Source organism: Pseudoalteromonas sp. PB2-1, assembly GCF_045040605.1.
In the GTDB taxonomy this organism is placed as follows: domain Bacteria; phylum Pseudomonadota; class Gammaproteobacteria; order Enterobacterales; family Alteromonadaceae; genus Pseudoalteromonas; species Pseudoalteromonas arabiensis.
Genome location: NZ_CP090667.1, coordinates 3,100,442 through 3,119,982, shown reverse-complemented (window position 1 = coordinate 3,119,982; position 19,541 = coordinate 3,100,442). Strand labels below are relative to the sequence as shown.

20 protein-coding genes are annotated in these 19,541 nt (G+C 43.0%); 16 read left to right on the top strand and 4 right to left on the bottom strand.

Going from position 1 to position 19,541, the window contains the following annotated elements:
- Window positions 1-50 precede the first annotated feature (50 nt).
- Together L0Z67_RS14525 and L0Z67_RS14520 are read left to right on the top strand one after the other, a co-directional pair.
- A complete protein-coding gene (locus L0Z67_RS14525) occupies window positions 51-893 on the top strand; it encodes a pirin family protein (RefSeq protein ID WP_193987828.1) in 843 nt (280 codons plus the stop codon).
- Between the two features lie 9 nt (window positions 894-902).
- Window positions 903-1,874, top strand: coding sequence for a glutathione S-transferase family protein (locus tag L0Z67_RS14520; RefSeq protein WP_193987827.1), 972 nt, complete (start codon window positions 903-905; stop codon window positions 1,872-1,874).
- 31 nt (window positions 1,875-1,905) lie between these two features.
- On the opposite strand, the gene L0Z67_RS14515 is transcribed toward L0Z67_RS14520, so the two are convergent.
- The 4 genes from L0Z67_RS14515 to L0Z67_RS14500 form a co-directional block, all read right to left on the bottom strand.
- On the bottom strand, window positions 1,906-2,481 hold the full coding sequence (locus L0Z67_RS14515) for an AAA family ATPase (RefSeq protein ID WP_193987826.1): 576 nt from the start codon (window positions 2,479-2,481) through the stop codon (window positions 1,906-1,908).
- Window positions 2,482-2,576: 95 nt separating this feature from the next.
- Entirely contained in the window at window positions 2,577-2,834 is a 258-nt protein-coding gene (locus tag L0Z67_RS14510; RefSeq protein ID WP_405128182.1) for a hypothetical protein, read from the bottom strand.
- On the bottom strand, window positions 2,831-3,280 hold the full coding sequence (locus tag L0Z67_RS14505) for a hypothetical protein (protein WP_405128181.1): 450 nt from the start codon (window positions 3,278-3,280) through the stop codon (window positions 2,831-2,833). The genes L0Z67_RS14510 and L0Z67_RS14505 overlap by 4 nt, the downstream gene beginning before the upstream one ends.
- A gap of 5 nt (window positions 3,281-3,285) precedes the next feature.
- A complete protein-coding gene (locus L0Z67_RS14500) occupies window positions 3,286-3,627 on the bottom strand; it encodes a DUF883 domain-containing protein (RefSeq protein ID WP_130149392.1) in 342 nt (113 codons plus the stop codon).
- Window positions 3,628-4,097: 470 nt separating this feature from the next.
- Between L0Z67_RS14500 and mraZ the strand changes: the two genes are divergently transcribed.
- The 14 genes from mraZ to ftsA are packed head-to-tail and all read left to right on the top strand — an operon-like array spanning window position 4,098 to window position 19,540.
- The gene (mraZ, locus tag L0Z67_RS14495; protein WP_405128180.1) at window positions 4,098-4,556 is read left to right on the top strand and encodes a division/cell wall cluster transcriptional repressor MraZ; all 459 of its coding nucleotides are present in this window, start codon (window positions 4,098-4,100) and stop codon (window positions 4,554-4,556) included.
- Window positions 4,557-4,586: 30 nt separating this feature from the next.
- Window positions 4,587-5,522 (top strand): 16S rRNA (cytosine(1402)-N(4))-methyltransferase RsmH, encoded by a 936-nt coding sequence (rsmH, locus tag L0Z67_RS14490; protein ID WP_062568610.1) that lies wholly within the window; start codon window positions 4,587-4,589, stop codon window positions 5,520-5,522.
- A complete protein-coding gene (gene ftsL, locus L0Z67_RS14485) occupies window positions 5,522-5,848 on the top strand; it encodes a cell division protein FtsL (RefSeq protein ID WP_062568611.1) in 327 nt (108 codons plus the stop codon). Before rsmH ends, ftsL begins: the two co-directional genes overlap by 1 nt.
- Complete coding sequence (locus L0Z67_RS14480; RefSeq protein ID WP_062568612.1) at window positions 5,845-7,662, top strand: penicillin-binding transpeptidase domain-containing protein; 1,818 nt, start codon at window positions 5,845-5,847, stop codon at window positions 7,660-7,662. Before ftsL ends, L0Z67_RS14480 begins: the two co-directional genes overlap by 4 nt.
- Window positions 7,655-9,133 (top strand): UDP-N-acetylmuramoyl-L-alanyl-D-glutamate--2,6-diaminopimelate ligase, encoded by a 1,479-nt coding sequence (murE, locus tag L0Z67_RS14475; RefSeq protein WP_193987824.1) that lies wholly within the window; start codon window positions 7,655-7,657, stop codon window positions 9,131-9,133. The genes L0Z67_RS14480 and murE overlap by 8 nt, the downstream gene beginning before the upstream one ends.
- A complete protein-coding gene (gene murF / locus L0Z67_RS14470; protein WP_237114463.1) occupies window positions 9,130-10,518 on the top strand; it encodes a UDP-N-acetylmuramoyl-tripeptide--D-alanyl-D-alanine ligase in 1,389 nt (462 codons plus the stop codon). Before murE ends, murF begins: the two co-directional genes overlap by 4 nt.
- The gene (mraY, locus tag L0Z67_RS14465; RefSeq protein ID WP_193987822.1) at window positions 10,512-11,594 is read left to right on the top strand and encodes a phospho-N-acetylmuramoyl-pentapeptide-transferase; all 1,083 of its coding nucleotides are present in this window, start codon (window positions 10,512-10,514) and stop codon (window positions 11,592-11,594) included. The genes murF and mraY overlap by 7 nt, the downstream gene beginning before the upstream one ends.
- Window positions 11,595-12,920 carry a UDP-N-acetylmuramoyl-L-alanine--D-glutamate ligase gene (murD, locus tag L0Z67_RS14460; RefSeq protein WP_405128179.1) on the top strand — a complete coding sequence of 442 codons (1,326 nt, stop codon included), beginning with the start codon at window positions 11,595-11,597 and terminating at the stop codon, window positions 12,918-12,920. It abuts the gene before it with no gap.
- Window positions 12,917-14,089: a cell division protein FtsW gene (ftsW, locus tag L0Z67_RS14455; protein WP_062568617.1), complete on the top strand. Its 1,173-nt coding sequence runs from the start codon at window positions 12,917-12,919 to the stop codon at window positions 14,087-14,089. Before murD ends, ftsW begins: the two co-directional genes overlap by 4 nt.
- Complete coding sequence (gene murG, locus L0Z67_RS14450; RefSeq protein ID WP_193987820.1) at window positions 14,086-15,162, top strand: undecaprenyldiphospho-muramoylpentapeptide beta-N-acetylglucosaminyltransferase; 1,077 nt, start codon at window positions 14,086-14,088, stop codon at window positions 15,160-15,162. Before ftsW ends, murG begins: the two co-directional genes overlap by 4 nt.
- Window positions 15,163-15,173: 11 nt before the next feature.
- A complete protein-coding gene (gene murC / locus L0Z67_RS14445; RefSeq protein ID WP_405128735.1) occupies window positions 15,174-16,613 on the top strand; it encodes a UDP-N-acetylmuramate--L-alanine ligase in 1,440 nt (479 codons plus the stop codon).
- A complete protein-coding gene (locus L0Z67_RS14440; protein ID WP_193987819.1) occupies window positions 16,610-17,530 on the top strand; it encodes a D-alanine--D-alanine ligase in 921 nt (306 codons plus the stop codon). Before murC ends, L0Z67_RS14440 begins: the two co-directional genes overlap by 4 nt.
- 1 nt (window position 17,531) lies before the next feature.
- A complete protein-coding gene (locus L0Z67_RS14435; RefSeq protein WP_062568621.1) occupies window positions 17,532-18,311 on the top strand; it encodes a cell division protein FtsQ/DivIB in 780 nt (259 codons plus the stop codon).
- The gene (gene ftsA / locus L0Z67_RS14430) at window positions 18,308-19,540 is read left to right on the top strand and encodes a cell division protein FtsA (protein ID WP_062568622.1); all 1,233 of its coding nucleotides are present in this window, start codon (window positions 18,308-18,310) and stop codon (window positions 19,538-19,540) included. The genes L0Z67_RS14435 and ftsA overlap by 4 nt, the downstream gene beginning before the upstream one ends.
- Window position 19,541 lies beyond the last annotated feature (1 nt).

Below are 19,541 nucleotides of genomic sequence, written 5' to 3'. Positions count from 1 at the left end.
AGTTAAATTAGCGCCTACAATCATTTCATACAATTTACGGGAGTAAAGTTATGAAAGTGATTCAACAGCTAAATAGCCGTGCCACACAAGATGGCGATGGTGTAAATATTAGCCGTATTCCAGGCTTTGATGGTAAATATTTAGACCCCTTCTTAATGATCGATGAGCTTAAGTCAGATGATCACAGTGATTTTATGGGGGGCTTTCCTGCACATCCTCATCGTGGTATCGAAACCTTTACGTATATCATTAAAGGTGGCTTTGAGCATCAAGATCAAATGGGTAACAAAAAAGCCATCCGTGCAGGCGATGTGCAGTGGATGAGTACCGGCTTTGGTGTCATTCACAGTGAAATGCCATTGGCTGATGCTAAAGAGGGCATGCATGGTTTTCAAATTTGGCTAAATATGCCAAGTGCAGAAAAACTCAGAGCGCCACGCTATCAAGATACTACAGAAGCGCCAGCGCCAACGACTCGCAATGAGCAAGGTGTAGAACTTAAAGCACTTGCTGGGAGCTGGCAATTCGCCGGTGAGCAGCAGGTTTCTAGTCTACAAGACTTAGCAGCTGATGGCATGCTCGCTGATGTAACTTTACCGGCTGGTACACAGTTTTACCATGCGCCGCTTACACAAACCAAGGTGATGCTGTATGTCCACACGGGTGAAATTCATACTGAACAGGGCGGTCCAGTTAAAGCAGGCAGCTTACTGATTTTAGAGCCTGATAGTGACATTGAATTTAACTCACAAACAGGTGCTGGCGTTTTGATACTTGTAGGCTCGCCACTTAAGCAACCAATCGCCCATATGGGCCCGTTTGTAATGACGACTCAAGCAGAATTACATCAAGCAGTACAAGACTATCAACAAGGTAAATTTGGCACACTATAGGAGGTTATTGTGGGATTACTCGTAAATGGCCAATGGCAAGATAAATGGTACGACACAGACAACAACCAAGGTGAATTTAAGCGAGAGGCAGCCCAGTTACGTAACTGGATCACCGCAGATGGCAGTGCAGGACCAAGTGGTGATGCTGGCTTTAAAGCAGAAAAAGATCGCTACCACCTTTATGTCTCTTTAGCCTGTCCTTGGGCGCATCGCACTTTGATTTTTCGCCATTTAAAAGGCCTTGAAGATTATATCAGTGTGTCGGTTGTAAGCCCTGATATGCTAGAGCACGGCTGGACGTTTGATAAAGACAATCACAGCACCGGTGATGCACTTTTCAATAGTGACTTTATGCATCAAATTTATACGCGTAATAAAGCTGATTATTCAGGCCGTGTTACGGTTCCTGTGCTTTGGGATAAAAAAACGCAGCGCATTGTCAGTAATGAGTCTGCTGAAATTATCAGAATGTTTAATAGTGCGTTTAATACCCTTACAGGTAATGAGCGAGATTTTTATCCACAGTCGCTACGCTCTGAAATTGATGAAATAAACGAGTTTGTTTATCACAACATCAATAACGGTGTGTATCGTGCGGGTTTTGCAACGACACAAGACGCTTATACAGAAGCCTTTGATGATCTGTTTGCCGCTTTAGATAAAATTGAACAGCGTTTAACTGTTAATCGTTATTTAGTGGGCGAAACACTGACAGAAGCTGATTGGCGTTTATTCACCACCTTGATCCGCTTTGACAGTGTGTATGTGGGGCATTTTAAATGTAACTTACGTACTATCGAGAGCTATCCGGCGATCAGCAATTATTTACGTGAGCTATATCAACTTGAAGGTGTGAGTAAGACCGTTGATTTTTATCATATAAAACGTCATTACTATTTTAGCCACACCATGATTAACCCAACTCAAGTTGTGCCAAAAGGTCCTGAAATAGATTACAACCGAGCACATAATCGTGGCTAATTACAGCACGCAATAGCAGCTACTTCAGCTGCTATTGATAACCCTTCATTACGTCTTGAATGGTGTTGATGCCAAACATCACCTTTTGAATAAATGACTCTGAACTTTTCACTAAGTTAAAATTTGGGTGTTGCGACCAGACGGCTTGAAGTTTATCGTCAAGTATAATTGCTTGGTTGTCTGATTCATTTCTAACAGGGTTATTTGAGTGGATGCTTTGACCTGATTTAGCCGCGGTTTCGAAAAATATAACAGCGTCGTATTGCGCGAGCTCGGTGTTTAAATCGGTGTTTAGGTATTTGAAAAACTCATCAGGGTTATCGGGCCAATAGGCGAGCCCATCTAAACTGCCACGATCGCAAAGCATTAAACGGTCTGGATGTTTGGTGCGTTGGATATGTTCAAGGTGCTTCTGGAGATTATAAATTGCTTGTTGTTGTGCTTTGATTAGACTAGGCGAATCATTACGCTCTATACCACCACTGAACAGCATGGTTGCGGATTCAGGAACAACTACAATTTGATTTGAAAACTCACGTCGTAATAAATCAATTGCCGTTGTTTTACCACCACCAGGTCCACCTGTTAACACAATCCGTTTTTTCACAATTTACCTATCCTATTAGCCATAATAGCTTTAAGTTAATAGCATAAAGTGAAAATGAGAAGTAGCAAAATAGATTTAGATGATATAAATCATGATTATAGCAATCTTAGCAACCAAGCAAACTGAGTGACTTGCTTAACAGGACCTTTCGAAGGTTCATCACTTTTCATTGCTTGATAACCCATCCCTGCGGTAAAAGCACTTGCGATACCGGCTTTGCTTACTGCAAAGCGTTTTAAACGATAATTAAAAGCTTGATGATGTTGGCGTTTTAATTCATCAGCCAAATCCATTTGTTCGCTAAGTGAGCGTACATTTTTTTGAGGCTTATGAATAAAATAATCAATAATCATGATTCATCCTTATCAATATTAAGAAGCTGTTTAAAACTACGTACTGATTTATCAAACCCAATCTTGCTGCTGACATACCCTATATTCTTCCAAAGCCATACTAAACAAAGTAATTGCAAAGCGATTAATGAAATCGCTGATAATATTAGCGATTGACTTAGGGTGAATATCGCAATGCCGATTGTGGCAAGTAAACCAGCCCATAACAGCACTAGACCACCTGCGAAACAAACCAGCATAATAATAGTGAGTGCCAACGAGCGTGTTGATAAACGCCACTCAGCGGCTGCTAACTCTTTACATATACCCGCTTGTTTTCGGTAGTCGACGTATAGCTGCTTAGAGTAGTCTGAGAGTTTGGCAAGATGATTTTGCCACTGATCAGCGTTTGACTTCTGATCAGTGGCATCTTGCGTTTTCTCATCTGTAGGTTGAGAAGATTGCATAACAATTACTTACGGCGAATAAGTGCAGTTACTAGCATACCCGCTGCAAACGCAATACCTGCTGTTGCAAGTGGGTTTTCTGAGGCAAGCTGACGTGTTTTGCCGCTGTATTCATTAAATTTAGCACGCGCTACAGCTTGTTTTTCAGAAAGCGTTTTAGCAGAGCTTGACGCACCTTGGCGAACACTGTGCTCGGCACTGGCTGCACGAGTCGATAAAGCATCCACAGCGTGATGTGCTGCTTCAGTTGCTTTATCTGTGAATGGCGCTTCAACTTGAGCCGCTTTTGGATCTACATTACTGTTGCTTGTTGCAGTTGAGTTCGATTTTGTCGTTGCGGTAGTCATAATCATTCCTTAAATATTGCCATTAGTTGGTAAACAACATGTCGCAACCTTCATACCAAATATAAATATCCTTAAGTTTTAATGGGTTATGTTTTTTCGAATTGAATGGTTTTTGTTTTAGCACTATTTTCTCGTAACTCTTGCAGGGTAACTGAGTAAAAATTACAGTGCGGTAGAAATAGTGTAACTATTCATTGCTCATTCATTCATCATTTTTGCCCAATAGCATGCCAATAAAACAGGTAAAAAAAATTTTTTCTTTGTTTGCCACTTTTTCCCACTTAATTCAGTAGCTTTGCTTGAGGCCTTATTTTTTCTGGCTTTAGAAGGCGAGTATGATGATCAGCTTACTTGACAAAATGGCTTGTCAAGCCCTAAACTGGAGCACTGTGGTAAAAAGTGGTTTTTAGTGGATCAAATTGGATCGGAAATAATCGTCAGCGATTAACAACCTAATTTTAAGGCAAGCTATGTTTCGGGGTTCGAGCTCTCTGAGTTTGGATGATAAAGGACGCTTTGCGGTACCAACCAAGTACCGAGATGCGATCTTGTCTGAAGATCAGGGCACGGTTATTTGCACTGTTGCTTTAAACGAGCCTTGTTTGTGGTTGTATCCATTAGCTGAATGGTTAGAAATTGAATCACGATTATTAAAGATCTCTAACATGAATCCACGCGCACGCCGTATGCAACGAATGTTGCTCGGTAATGCTACAGAATATCAACTCGATAAAAATGGCCGAATCTTGCTTGCGCCGTCGTTACGGGCTCATGCAGAACTTGGAAAAAAAATCATGTTGGTTGGCTTGATGAATAAGTTTGAAATTTGGGATGAAGATCGTTGGCATGAGCAAATGCGCCAAGATACTGAAATTGAACGCCTAGGTGATTTTGAGGCGAACCCTGAGTTCGATAACTTTTCACTCTAACCACAATAATAAAAAGGCAAAAAATAGCTAATGACAGCGCAATTTGAACATGTCTCTGTACTGATGGACGAAACCATAGATGCTTTGGACATTAAACCCGAAGGCATTTACATGGATGGCACATTTGGTCGCGGCGGACATTCAGGTCAAATTCTTGCGCGTCTAAGTGACCAAGGTCGCTTACAAGCAATCGATCAAGATCCGCAAGCGATTAAAGCCGCCGAAAAATTTGCCGACGATACGCGATTTTCAATTGCCCATACCCGTTTTTCAAACTTAAAAACGGTTGCTGAAGATAACAATTTAATCGGCAAGGTTGATGGTATTTTGTTAGATATCGGTGTTTCTTCACCACAGCTAGATGATGCTGAGCGCGGCTTTAGTTTTATGAAAGATGGCCCACTTGATATGCGCATGGATCCAACCAGTGGTCGCAGCGCAGCACAATGGCTAGCTGAAGCTGAACTTGAAGACATCACTCATGTGATCAAAACCTATGGCGAAGAAAAGTTTGGTCGCCGTATTGCTCATAAAATTATTGAGACTCGTGAGCACACTGCGATTACTAGTACCAAGCAGCTTGCTGATTTGGTCGATGAAGCAGTCCCCGTAAAAGATAAACATAAGCACCCTGCAACACGCACATTCCAAGCGATCCGTATTTATATCAACAGTGAACTTGAAGAAATTCAAACTGCACTGCAAGCCGCTGTTGACGTTTTAAAACCAGGTGGGCGTTTAGTCGTTATCTCGTTCCACTCGTTAGAAGATCGCATTGTTAAGCAGTTTATTAAAAAACAGAGTAAGGGAGAGGCGATACCCAGAGGTCTGCCTTTAACGGACGCACAAATAAACAAAAACCTGACGTTAAAGGCAGTGGGTAAAGCCATTAAGCCTAGCAAAACGGAGATTGAAATGAATCCTCGTTCGCGTAGTTCGGTACTAAGGGTTGCGCAGAGATTGTAATGAAAGCTAAAGCGACGCATCGCCAACCAAATTTATTTAAAGAAATTTTTAAAGGCCTAGGAGCGAATAAGCTGACCTTGGCCTTGTTGGTTGTGATCCTTGCATCGAGCTTAGCTGTGGTTCAAGTGACACACTTAGCGCGTCAACAGCTAATTGAACAGGATAAATTATTGCAAGAGCGTGATGAACTCGATTTAGAGTGGCGCTACTTGTTGGTAGAAGAAGAGTTTTACTCACAGCATGCACGCATCGAAGAAGTTGCGACCATGCAGCTTGAAATGAAAAGGCCAACTAGCCAAGATGAACAGGTGGTAGTACTGCAATGAGAAGCAGAGGGAAAAAGCCAACAAATACCTTGATCACATGGCGCTTTACGCTCGTGTGTTCAGTTGTTCTACTCGTCTTTATGACGTTAGTTGCTCGTGCTGCCTATTTGCAAGTGATTGAGCCTGATAAAGCCCGTTCAGAAAGTGATAAACGCACAGTACGAGTTGAAAAACAACATGTACAACGAGGTATGATTTTTGACCGCAATGGTAAAGAACTTGCTGTTAGTGTTCCTGTTGTTAGCGTTTATGCAGATCCAAAAGCACTTCATAAATCTTTAGTAAGCAAAGTACTCCGTCAAGCCCGTAAAAATGGTGAAGACCAAAATGCCCTTGCTGAAAACACCAATGAGCTCAATAAACGTATTGCCACGTACTATAACCACGATTTACGTTGGCGAGAGCTGGCTGATGTGCTTCGTATTGAGCCAAAGAAAATTAATGCACGCCTACGCGATAACCCTAAACGCCGCTTTGTTTATTTAAAGCGTCAAGTGACTCCCGCTGTAGCAAATTATATTGGTGATTTACGTTTACCAGGTATCCATTTACTTGATGAATCAAAACGCTATTACCCTGCCGGTGAAGTGACTGCGCATGTTATTGGTTTTACTAACATTGATGGCCACGGTATTGAAGGCATTGAAAAACTTTACGAAAAACAACTTACAGGTGTCGAAGGGCAACGTACTATCCGTAAAGATGCGCAAGGTCGTGAAGTGGAAGTACTTGATGAGCGTGAGCGTGTTGAACCCGAAAATATTCAACTTAGTATTGATCAACGTATTCAGGCAATCGCCTATAAGGCTGTTAAGTCGGCAGTGTTGACATATAAAGCAACCTCAGGATCAGCGATGGTTGTTGATGTAAAAACAGGTGAAGTGTTAGCGATGGTTAATAGCCCTTCGTTTAACCCTAATAACCTTAACGATGCAGCACCTCATAAGCGTCGTAACCGTGCTATTACAGATTTATTTGAGCCAGGCTCAACTGTTAAGCCGCTAGCCATTTTAGCTGGTTTAGACTACGGCTCGATCCAACCGGATGACATCATTGATACTTACCCAGGCTGGATGCGCGTAGGTGGCAGCTTAGTACAAGACACACGAAACCATGGTGAAATGACTTTAAGAGAAATCTTGAAGTATTCAAGTAATATGGGTGTTACAAAAGTGAGCCAAACCGTACCGAAAGACTACTTTGTTGGTCTTTATCAAAAAGTAGGTTTCGGAAGCGATAGTGGAACAGGCATGGTCGGCGAAAGTAGTGGCTTATTTTACCCTAATCGACGTTGGTCAGATCATGAGATAGCAGCGCTTTCATTTGGCTATAACCTAGCGGTTAGCACAGCACAAATGGCCCGTTTCTACGCCATGCTTGGCTCGGGTGGTGTAATGCGTCCGCTAACAGTTTTAAAGCAAGATTCAATCCCTGAGGGTGAGCGTGTTTTTCAACAAAAAGACGTTGAGGCCGTAGTTCACATGATGGAGAGCGTATTTGAAAAAGATGGTACGGCTAGAAGCGTTAAAGTTGATGGCTATCGTGCAGCGGGTAAAACCGGCACCTCTAAAAAAGCTGCTGTGGGTGGCTATGGTGACGAATATGTCGGTTACTTTGCAGGTGTCGCGCCGGCTAGTAACCCTCGTTTAGCTGTTGTAGTAATGATTAATGAACCCGGTGGAGATGTGTATTATGGCGGTGCGACGGCAGGCCCTGCGTTTGCAGAGATTGTCTCCAATGCCTTAAGAATTTTAAACGTCGCACCGGACAAAGATGCGGTTGCGTACGTAGAAGGCAAAGATAACGATGCGTGATTTAAAACCGATTCTTAATCATATTGATGTTGAAGCTAATAGCTTATTGGTTAACCAACTTCGTCTCGATAGCCGAGACGTAAAACCTGGCGATGTATTTGTGGCAATTAAAGGACACCAACTTGATGGTGGCCAGTTTATAGATAAAGCCATTGAAAACGGTGCTGTGGCAATCATTGCTGACCGCTTATGTCAGTTTGAGAGCCATTTTGAAGTACTTTTTTTAATTACTGATTTAGCTAAAAAATTGCCTGCTTTGGCCGCTGCTTTTTATGGTCAGCCTTCTAAACAGCTCGAATTAGTGGGGGTTACGGGTACCAATGGTAAGTCAACAACCACAGCTATGATTGCGCATTTAGCCCAGCAGTGTTACAAGTCAGCTGCGGTTATAGGCACCTTAGGTTATGGTCATCCTGATAATTTAACGCCGCTGATGAATACTACGCCTTCAAGTGTTGACTTACAGCGTATTTTAGCTGAATTAAAACAACAGCACACTGACATTGTGGCAATGGAAGTTTCATCCCATGGCTTAGTGCAACAACGTGTTGATCATTGCCAGTTTAAGGCGGCAGTATTTACTAATCTTTCACGGGATCATTTAGATTATCATGGCTCAATGGAAGCGTATGGTGACGCTAAATTGATGTTAATGCGTGACCATAATCCTGAACTTGTCGTTCTTAATCAAGATGATGCGCAAGTTGAATTGTGGTTAGAAAAATACGACTTTAATAACCTTGTTTGTTATGGACACAAAAACTTAACACCTGAAAATGCACGTTTTGTCTATTTCAGTGACGTAACCTATGACAACACAGGTATTTCCGCTAAGTTCGAAACCAGTTGGGGCGATGTACATATTACATGCGCTTTATTTGGTGAATTCAATCTTTATAACTTGGCTGCTGCACTCGCAACGCTTCTTGGCTTAGGGTATCCACTTAAATTATTAGCTGATGCGTGTAGTACTTTGCAGCCTGTTGCAGGGCGTATGCAGGCATTTAGTGCGCCAGGTCAACCAACCTGTATTGTAGATTACGCTCACACTCCTGATGCGCTGGCACTTGCATTACAAGCATTGCAAAAACATGTTCCGGGTGGCGTGAGTTGTGTTTTTGGCTGCGGCGGTGACCGCGATAAAGGCAAACGCCCAATGATGGCAAAAGCTGCAGAAGGGAATGCAGACCGTATTATTGTCACCAGCGATAATCCACGCAGTGAAGATCCTGATGCGATTATTGCTGATGTGATTGCTGGGCTTGAACACCCAGAGCAAGCGCATAGTGAAGCAGATCGCGCGCGTGCAATCAGCTACGCAATAGAACAAGCAAGTGCTGATGATGTCATTCTTATTGCAGGTAAAGGCCACGAAGATTATCAAATTATTGGCGAGCAACGTATCGATTTTTGTGATCGTCAATATGTACAACAACAATTAAAAGAAAAATCGCAAGGGGCGCAGTTATGATCCCTATGGATTTTGATTGGCTAGCAAAGGTTCTAGCAACCGATTACCAAGGTGGTAATCAACAAGTTAAAAATATAAATACAGATACGCGCACACTTTGTGAGGGAGACGTGTTTTTGGCGCTTCAAGGCCCAAACTTTGATGGCCACAAATTTATAGCACAAGCCAAAGAAAAAGGGGCGATTGCCGTGATAGTGGCACATCCTGTTAATGTCGATATTGTGCAGTTTGTGGTCACTGATACACGCATTGCGCTAGGTGAAATTGGCTCAGCCGTTATGGCACAAGTTGCACCTAAAACTATTGCGATTACAGGCAGTGTTGGTAAGACAACCGTAAAAGAAATGTGTGCGGCAATTTTGTCAGGGCACGGCGAAGTGCTTTCGACGAAAGGCAACTTTAATAATGACATTGGTGTGCCACTGACTTTATTACGCCTTGAACCACAGCATGAATATGCGGTGATTGAATTGGGTGCGAATCACATCGGTGAGATTGCTTACACTGTTGCAATGACTAAACCCGATGTCGCCGTGGTGTGTAATGTAGCAGCTTCTCACTTAGAAGGTTTTGGCTCATTACAAGGTGTAGCAACAGCAAAGGGCGAAATCTATGATGGCTTAAAGCCAGATGGTGTAGCCGTGGTTAACTGTGACAGCGATTTTGCTGATTTTTGGCTCGCCAAACTAAATGATCGCAACGTAAAACGTTTTTCTACCAGCAAGCAATTAGATTATTGGGCAGAAGATGTGGTGCTTGATGAACAGGCTCGCGCATCTTTTATGCTGTGTAATCAAGATAAAAAAGTACCTGTCACCCTTGCTCTACCAGGTAAGCACAATATTGCTAACGCATTGATTGCCACAGCCTTAACGACTGAGCTTGGCGTAAGCCTTGAAAGCATTGCATCGGCACTGGCAACCATGGGTGAAGTTAAAGGTCGTGTGAATGTGCTTAAAGTCTCTGACACCCTGACTGTGATTGATGACACTTATAATGCCAATGTACAGTCTGTAAAGGCGGCGATTGATTTATTAAGTGATATGCCTGGTCGTCGCATTTTTGCACTAGGTGATATGGGCGAGCTTGGCGAAGAAGCGCGTTTTTATCATCAACAAGTCGGCGAGTACGCACAGCAAAAAGGGATTGATGAGCTATACAGCTTAGGCGTATTGAGCAAGTCAGCCAGTGATGTATTTGAAAAGCCAAACCGCCACTTCTCAAGCCGCGAACAATTACTACAACAATTGCAGAGTGTGCTTGCTCAGTCTCAGCAAAAAACCACGATAGTTGTAAAAGGGTCACGTAGTTCTCGTATGGAACTAGTCGTCGCAGATTTAGTTAATAGCCAGCAAAATGGCAACAATGGAGTATCGTCATGTTAGTTTGGCTGGCAGAGTATTTAACACAATATTACAGTGGTTTTAATGTATTTTCGTACCTAACGCTGCGCGCGATTTTAGGTATTTTAACAGCATTACTGATATCACTTTATTTTGGTCCAATATTAATCCGTGGCTTGCAAAAGATGCAAATTGGTCAAGTTGTTCGTCATGATGGACCAGAGTCTCACCTGTCGAAAAAAGGCACGCCAACCATGGGTGGCATTTTGATTTTAGGTGCGATTTTTACCAGCACACTGTTGTGGGCTGACTTATCTAATAAGTATGTTTGGGCAACCTTATTTGTTGTGGGATCATTGGGTATCGTTGGCTTTATTGATGATTACCGCAAGGTTATTCGTAAGGATCCAAAAGGGCTGATTGCTAAATGGAAGTATTTTTGGCAGTCAGTCATTGCTTTAGTCGTAGCAAGTGCATTGTACTTTACATCCCAGCAAGCAAGTGAAACGTCTTTGGTTGTGCCATTTTTTAAAGATGTACTGCCGCAACTTGGTTTGTTTTATATCGTCATGACTTACTTTGTAATCGTCGGCACATCGAATGCAGTAAACCTGACAGACGGCCTAGATGGTTTAGCGATTGTACCTACTATTTTAGTGGCTTCAGCCCTTGCTATTATTGCTTACCTTACCGGTAATGTGAATTTCTCAAGCTACTTACATATTCCGCATTTACCACTGGCAAGTGAGCTGGTTGTGGTATGTACCGCGATTGTTGGTGCAGGCCTTGGCTTTTTATGGTTTAACACTTACCCAGCACAAGTCTTTATGGGCGATGTCGGCTCATTAGCGCTGGGCGGAGCACTTGGCATTATTGCGGTACTCGTTCGACAAGAACTTATTTTAATTATTATGGGTGGTGTATTTGTAATGGAAGCATTATCGGTGATTTTACAGGTAGGCTCTTACAAATTACGCGGCCAACGTATTTTTAGAATGGCACCCATTCATCATCACTATGAGTTGAAAGGTTGGCCTGAGCCACGTGTAATTGTGCGCTTTTGGATTATTTCAATCGTGCTAGTTCTTGCTGGCCTTGCTACATTGAAGATCAGGTAAATGACAGTTATTAACGAGATAAAAAATAAAAAAATTACAGTGCTCGGACTCGGTGTAACCGGTCTGGGCATTGTGCGTTTTTTATTATCTCAGAACATCAGCCCTAGGGTAGTTGATAGTCGTCAACAGCCACCAGGTGCAGATTGGTTAAGGGAGCATGCTCGTGAGTTAACGACTCACTTTGGTGATTTAGATAATGCACAGCTGAGCAGCAATGACATTATTATCATCAGTCCTGGTTTAAGCTTAGCGACACCGGCTGTCGCAAACGCAATTGATGCTGGTGTTGAAGTGATTGGTGATGTTGAGTTGTTCGCGCGCCTAACAAATAAACCCATTGTCGCAGTGACGGGTTCAAATGGTAAGTCGACCGTTGTTACATTGGCGTTTGAAGTGCTTAAAGCGGCGGGTTATAAAGTAGGCCTTGGCGGTAACATTGGCACTGCGGTGCTTGATTTACTGTCGCAAGACTGCGATGTGTATGTACTTGAGCTGTCGAGCTTTCAGCTTGACACCACGCACAGCTTAAAAGCCAAGAGCGCTTGCGTACTTAATGTGAGCGAAGATCATTTAGATCGTTATTCAAGCTATCAAGCTTATATAGATTCAAAACAAAGTATTTATAACGGATCAGAGCTTGCTGTCGTCAATGCTATTGATGTGGCAACGCACACAGCAAAACAACCACAAGTAAGCTTTGCCCTTGCGCATGCTGACTATGCACTGATTGAGCATCAAGGTGAGCAATATTTTGCAGCTTATGGGAAACCCGTGTTACCCGCAAGCAGCTTGAAAGTGGTGGGCTCGCATAATCAACAAAATGCCTTAGCTGTAATGGCATTGCTCAGTCCTTTTGACATAACAGCGGCGCATTATGAACAAGCATTCGGCGCATTTACAGGACTTGCGCACCGTTGTCAGTTTGTTGCTGAAATTAAGGGTGTAAAGTATTTTAATGACTCAAAGGCGACCAATGTCGGCGCAACCATCGCAGCCATTGAAAGCCTAGCCGATCAAGCAAAGCAGTTAGTTGTTATTGCAGGTGGTGATGCGAAAGGGGCTGATTTAGATGCTCTAAAACCGTATTTAAGCAGCAAAGTCAAAGCCTTGGTATGTTTTGGTAAAGACGCCAAAGCCCTCGTGGCACTGAGTGAAAAAGGTCACTTAACCACGAGTATGCATGAATCTGTGCAGCTAGCGAAAAACCTCAGTGTTAATGGTGATATCGTACTTTTAGCGCCAGCTTGTGCCAGTATTGATATGTATAACAACTACATGCAACGTGGTGATGATTTTACGCAATGCGTATTGGCGGAGGCAGTATGATTGCATTTGCAGATATCCGTGACGCATTAACGCCTAAGCAGTCCGCACAGCTTTATGACGTCCCCTTATTGTATTGCATGATAATGCTGATTGGTGTTGGTTTTGTCATGGTAACCAGTGCTTCTATGCCTACCGCTGAAAGGTTATTTGACGACCCTTACCATATTATTATTCGCCATGCGATGTTCCTTGTTATGGGGTTTATCTTATTTTGGATCACAACCAATGTACCTATGGATTGGTGGAAACGAAGTAATCCCTATTTGTTATTGCTTGGTCTTGCTTTGCTTTTATTAGTCCTTGTTGTGGGTCGCGAAGTGAATGGAGCAAAACGCTGGATCCCGATTGGGCCTGTGGGTTTTCAGGTTGCTGAAGCCGCTAAATTATACTTTTTTAGTTACATCGCTGGCTACTTGGTTCGTAAGCGAGAAGAAGTGCAAGAAAACTTAAAAGGCTTTGCAAAGCCTATGGTGGTATTCGGTGCATATGCTTTATTAATTTTATTACAGCCTGACTTGGGTACCGTAGTAGTACTATTTGTTACGACGGTGGGCCTATTATTTTTAGCCGGTGCGAAGCTATGGCAGTTTTTTGTCTTGATTTTAACAGGCGTTGCCGCCGTTGTCGGATTGATCATTGCTGAACCTTACCGTATGGCACGTGTTGTAGGCTTTTTAGAGCCGTGGGAAGACCCGTTTGGTAAGGGGTATCAACTCGTGCAGTCACTAATGGCATATAGCCAAGGGGGCTGGTTTGGGCAAGGTTTAGGTAACAGCGTACAAAAATTGCAGTATCTACCAGAAGCGCATAATGACTTTATCTTTGCTGTAATTGGCGAAGAACTCGGCTTTTTTGGGGTTATGAGTATTTTATGTGTGTTGGCTGTTTTGGTATTCAGGGCATTATTAATTGGTCAAAAGGCACTTAAATGCGGAAAAGAGTATGAAGGCTATTTTGCGTTTGCGATAGGTATTTGGTTTGCTTTTCAAACCATGGTAAATGTCGGTGCAAGTGCTGGTATTTTACCAACCAAAGGCTTAACACTGCCATTTATTTCTTATGGTGGTTCGAGTTTGTTGGTGATGACGATAGCCACAGGTGTACTTTTACGTATTGACTTTGAAACTAAAATGGCCACCAAGCAAGCGACTTCAGGAGGTAAGCGATGAGTAAAAAATTACTTGTTGTTGCCGGTGGTACTGGTGGACATATTTTCCCGGGCATTGCAGTGGCTGACTTTCTCAAACAGCAAGGCTGGCAGGTTAGCTGGATTGGTACACCTGATCGAATGGAAGCAACTGTGGTTCCTAAGCACAACATTGAAATTGATTTTATCGATGTCAAAGGGGTGCGAGGTAATGGCATTAAACGGTTAATTAAAGCACCATTTATGGTGATGAATGCGATTTTTCAAGCACGTAAAATTTTAAAAGCACAACGCCCTGATGTGGTACTTGCAATGGGGGGTTATGTGACAGGACCAACAGGGATTGCAGCAAAAAGTTTAGGTATCCCGTTAGTGATTCATGAGCAAAATGCAGTCGCTGGTATGAGTAACCGTTGGCTAGCCAAGTTTGCCAGTAAAGTATTGGCGGCTTTTCCTTCAGCATTTGCTAAGGGGCAGTGCGAGGTAGTCGGTAATCCAGTGAGGGCAAGTGTTGCTCAAGTTAGTGCAAAACAAACAAGCACACCCATTAATATATTAGTCGTGGGGGGATCGTTGGGAGCGCAGGTGCTTAATCACACTTTACCTGCTGTATTCAGTGCACTTTCAGCGCAAACAACGCTTAATATATGGCACCAAACCGGAAAAAATAATGAACAAAAAGTCACGGCAGACTATCAACAACTAGGTCTTGCTGAAAATACGAAAGTGGCTGAGTTTATTGATGATATGGATAGTGCGTATCAATGGGCTGATTTGGTAATTTGCCGTGCTGGTGCATTAACGGTTAGTGAGATTGCCGCAGCAGGTCGAATGGCATTATTTGTGCCGTTCCCACATGCAGTGGATGACCATCAAACTGCTAATGCTGCTTATTTAGTTAATTCAGGTGCTGCACTGATGATGCAGCAAAACGCGTTTTCTAAAGAGGCGGTGGTGGATTTGTTGACACCGTACTTAATTGCACCAGAAAAAATTTCCATAATGGCAAGCAAAGCAAAACAGCTTGCTATTTTAGATGCCACAGCCAAGGTTGCAAACCGCTGTGAGCAGCTAGTAGATAGAAGAGATTCGTAGTGAAAGAAAGCATGATAAAAGAAAACAACACGCGCCCTGCGATGCGTCGTATCGACACCATCCACTTTGTCGGAATTGGTGGTGCAGGGATGGGTGGTATTGCCGAAGTACTTGCTTTTGAAGGTTACCGTATTACCGGCTCTGATATTGCGCACAGTGCAATGACTGAGCGCCTAATTCATGTTGGCGCAGAAGTGTTTATTGGCCATGATGAAAACAATGTAAAAGATGCCAGCGTTGTGGTGGTATCAAGTGCCATCAATGAGCAAAATCCCGAAATTAAAGCGGCCAGAGCAGCGCGTATTCCTATTGTTCGCCGTGCAGAAATGCTCGCTGAACTAATGCGTTTTCGCCACGGTATTGCTGTGGCTGGAACGCACGGTAAAACAACTACAACCAGCTTAATCGCGAGCATTTATGCACAAGCAGGTCTTGATCCAACCTTTATAATTGGTGGTCTCTTAAATAGCGCAGGTAGTAATGCCAAAGTCGGTAAGAGTGATTTCTTGATTGCAGAAGCCGATGAAAGTGATGCATCATTTTTGCATTTACAACCTATGGTATCGGTGATCACGAATGTTGAAGAAGATCATATGGATACCTATGGTGGCAGTTTAGAGAAGATGAAAGATACCTATGTCGATTTCATCCACAACCTGCCATTTTACGGTCTCGCTGTTGTGTGTATCGATTCAGACGTTGCTGCTGAGCTTATTCCACGTTTTGGCCGCCCAGTGATCACCTATGGTGAGTCAACGGATGCAGATTATAGAATGCTTAACTTCAGTCAAACAGCTAACACATGCTCGTTCGATGTTGTGAATAAACAAGGTGAAAGCTTACCTGTAACTTTAAATATGCCTGGTAAGCACAATGCTTTAAATGCAACAGCGGCTATTGCTGTTGCCAAAGATCAGCATATTGCTAACCAAGCGATTTTAGAGGCGCTTGCGCAGTTTGAAGGAGTGGGTCGTCGTTTTCAGCATTACGGCACTTTTGATAATGAACGTGGTAATGTCATGTTGGTGGACGACTATGGTCATCATCCATCAGAAGTTGCAGCAACCATTGCGGCAGTGCGCGAAGGTTGGCCTGATAAGCGTTTAGTGATGGTTTATCAGCCTCACCGTTATAGCCGTACACGTGACTTGTATGAAGATTTCGTGAAGGTATTGGCAGATGTCGATCAACTTTTATTACTTGATGTGTATTCAGCAGGTGAAGAGCCAATAGTCGGAGCAGATAGTAAGAGTTTATGTCGTAGTTTGCGTCAACGAGGCAAAGAGCCTATTCATGTTGCTAATAGCTCTGAGCTTGCAGGCGTTCTTGCTAACCTTCTGCAAGATAACGACTTAGTATTAACTCAAGGTGCTGGTAATATTGGTCAGTTAGTTAAGACGCTCGCGGCTACTAACTTATCTATTGAACAACTTAAGCAGGTAAATGTATGAGCCAGTTAAGCGACAAATTTGGCAAAGTAGCAGTACTTTTTGGCGGCACGTCTGCTGAGCGAGAAGTTTCTCTAAAATCAGGCCAAGCTGTGTTGAACGCTTTGCAAAATGTCGGCGTTGATGCCATTGCTTTTGATCCAAAAGACCAGCCGCTGTGGCAATTAAAAGAGTTAAATGTTGAACGTGTGTTCATTGCTCTACATGGTCGTGGTGGTGAAGACGGTACGATTCAAGGTGCACTTGAATTTATGGGGATTCCTTATACCGGTAGTGATGTTTTAGGCTCAGCACTGGCGATGGATAAAGTACGCTGTAAACACTTATTTAAAGCAATGGGCTTAAGTACCGCTCCTTATGCTGTTGTTGATAGCCGTTATGAGTTTGATAGCCAAGCAATTATTAATCAGTTTGGCAAAGTGATGGTTAAGCCGTCACATGAAGGCTCAAGTATTGGTATGGCAGAAGCAAACAGCGCAGAGCAACTAGATACTGCGCTCAACGCTGCATTTAAGTTTGATAGCCAAGTGCTTGTTGAGCAGTGGATCACGGGGCGTGAGTTTACCGTTGCTGTGCTTGGACACGATGTTCAGCCGGTCATTGAGATGACCACGCCAAATGGTTTTTATGACTATCAAGCTAAGTATCAGTCAAGTACAACTCAGTACCATTGCCCTGCGGATATATCTGTGCAAGAAACTGAACTGTTGCAAGATATGGCATTAAAAGCATTTGATTTAGTCGGAGCCAGTGGTTGGGGGCGTGTCGATGCGATGCGCGATGAGCAAGGTAATTTTTACTTACTTGAAGTCAATACAGTTCCTGGCATGACTGAAAAATCATTGGTACCAATGGCAGCAAAAGCCAACGGAGCGAGTTTTGAGCAATTAGTTGTTCGCATTTTGGAGCAAACCCTTTAATATGCATCACTTTTTAGAAAAAGCACAACAGTTAAAGCAGCGGCTCAATTGGTCGTTGATCTTTGGCGTGAGCTTTTTTCTTATCGTGATTTTTAGTTTGATTAAAATCACTACCGGTGTGTCAGATTGGTTGGTCGAAAATAAAGATGCGCAAATAAAGCACTTAGCTGTACAAGGTGAGCCTAAGTATACAGATGAAAAGGCTATTATTAGCGCAATAAAAAAAGCCGACTTATCGAGTTTTTTTGAATTGGATGTTAAACATGTGCAACGCTTAGTACAAAGTTTGCCTTGGGTGGCGACGGCATCGGTCAGAAAGCAGTGGCCTGATACTATTCAAGTGTATGTGGTTGAGCATGAAGCGGTTGCACATTGGAATGATGATTTATTGTTAAATCAGTCTGGTGAAGTGTTTCAAGCAAGCAGTGATAAATTACCAAACACATTACCTAAGCTCTATGGCCCTGAAGGGAGTGAGGTAGAAGCATGGACGGCATTTGGTCAATTTAAAGCGATGCTAAAAGTGAATAATTTAGAGCTAACAAGCCTCGCGCTTTCAGAGCGTTTTTCATGGCAGCTGTGGCTTGATAATGGCATTCGCCTCAATTTGGGGCGTAAAGAAAAAGCAAAGCGTGTACAACGTTTTATAGATGTGTATCCGCGCATGGAACAACGTGTAGATGCACAAATTGATGTTGTTGATTTACGGTACGATACCGGTCTTGCAGTGAGCTGGAAGCCATTGCAAGAGGAACAATTAGAAAATAAGAGTAAGGCATGACTAAGTCAGCAGAAAGAAACCTAGTGATTGGATTAGACGTTGGCACCTCGAAGGTAGTGGCCACCGTTGGTGAAATCACCGCAGATAATAAACTCAGCATTGTGGGTGTTGGCAGCCAAGTTTCGCATGGTATGGACAAAGGTGGCGTTAACGACCTTAACCTTGTTTCTGAATCGATTCGTCGCGCTATTGATGAAGCTGAACTAATGGCAGATTGCCGTATCAGTTCTGTTTATTTAGGTATTTCTGGTAAACATATTCAGTGTCAAAACGAAAGCGGCGTGGTTGCGATTAACAACACTGAAGTCACTGATGAAGATATTGAGAATGTGATTCACATTGCACGCTCAGTGCCTATTTCGGCGGAACGAAAAATGCTACATGCGTTACCGCAAGAATACAGTATTGATATGCAAGAGGGGATTAAAAACCCATTAGGCATGAGTGGGGTACGTATGGAAGCGCGTGCGCACATCATTACTTGCTCAAATGACATGGCTAAAAACATAGAAAAATGTGTTGAGCGCTGTGGGTTAGAAGTTGATCAACTGATATTTACTGCATTAGCGTCATGCTATTCCGTTCTGACAGATGATGAAAAAGAGCTGGGCGTGGCTGTTATGGATATCGGTGGTGGAACGATGGATATCACCATTTATATTAATGGTGCGCTTCGTCACTCAGCAGTTATTCCGGTTGCGGGCAATCAGGTGACTGGCGATATTGCAAAAATATTTAGAACACCTATATCGCATGCTGAATCACTCAAAGTACAATATGCGTGTGCAAGCAGCCAAATGGCAAGCAATGAAGACACCATTGAAGTGCCGAGTGTGGGTGGTCGACCTGCACGTATTATGTCGCGTCATACCTTATCTGAGGTTGTTGAGCCACGATTTAGAGAATTATTCGAGTTGGCAATGGAAGAAATACGCCGCTCAGGTTTAGAAGACCAAATTGCTGCCGGTCTTGTCATAACTGGCGGGACGGCAAAAATGACAGGCGCAATGGAAGTGGCAGAAGACATTTTCCAAATGCCTGTAAGAATTGGCAAACCAATTGGGATAGTTGGTTTGACAGATTATGTTGATGATCCTTCGTACGCAACCGCTGTTGGTTTGTTACAATACGGCCGTACAATGCAATCGATGAATGCACAAAAGTCGAAAGCAGAAGGTGATAATAATTGGTGGAACCGTATTACGAAGTGGTTCCAAGGTGAGTTTTAAG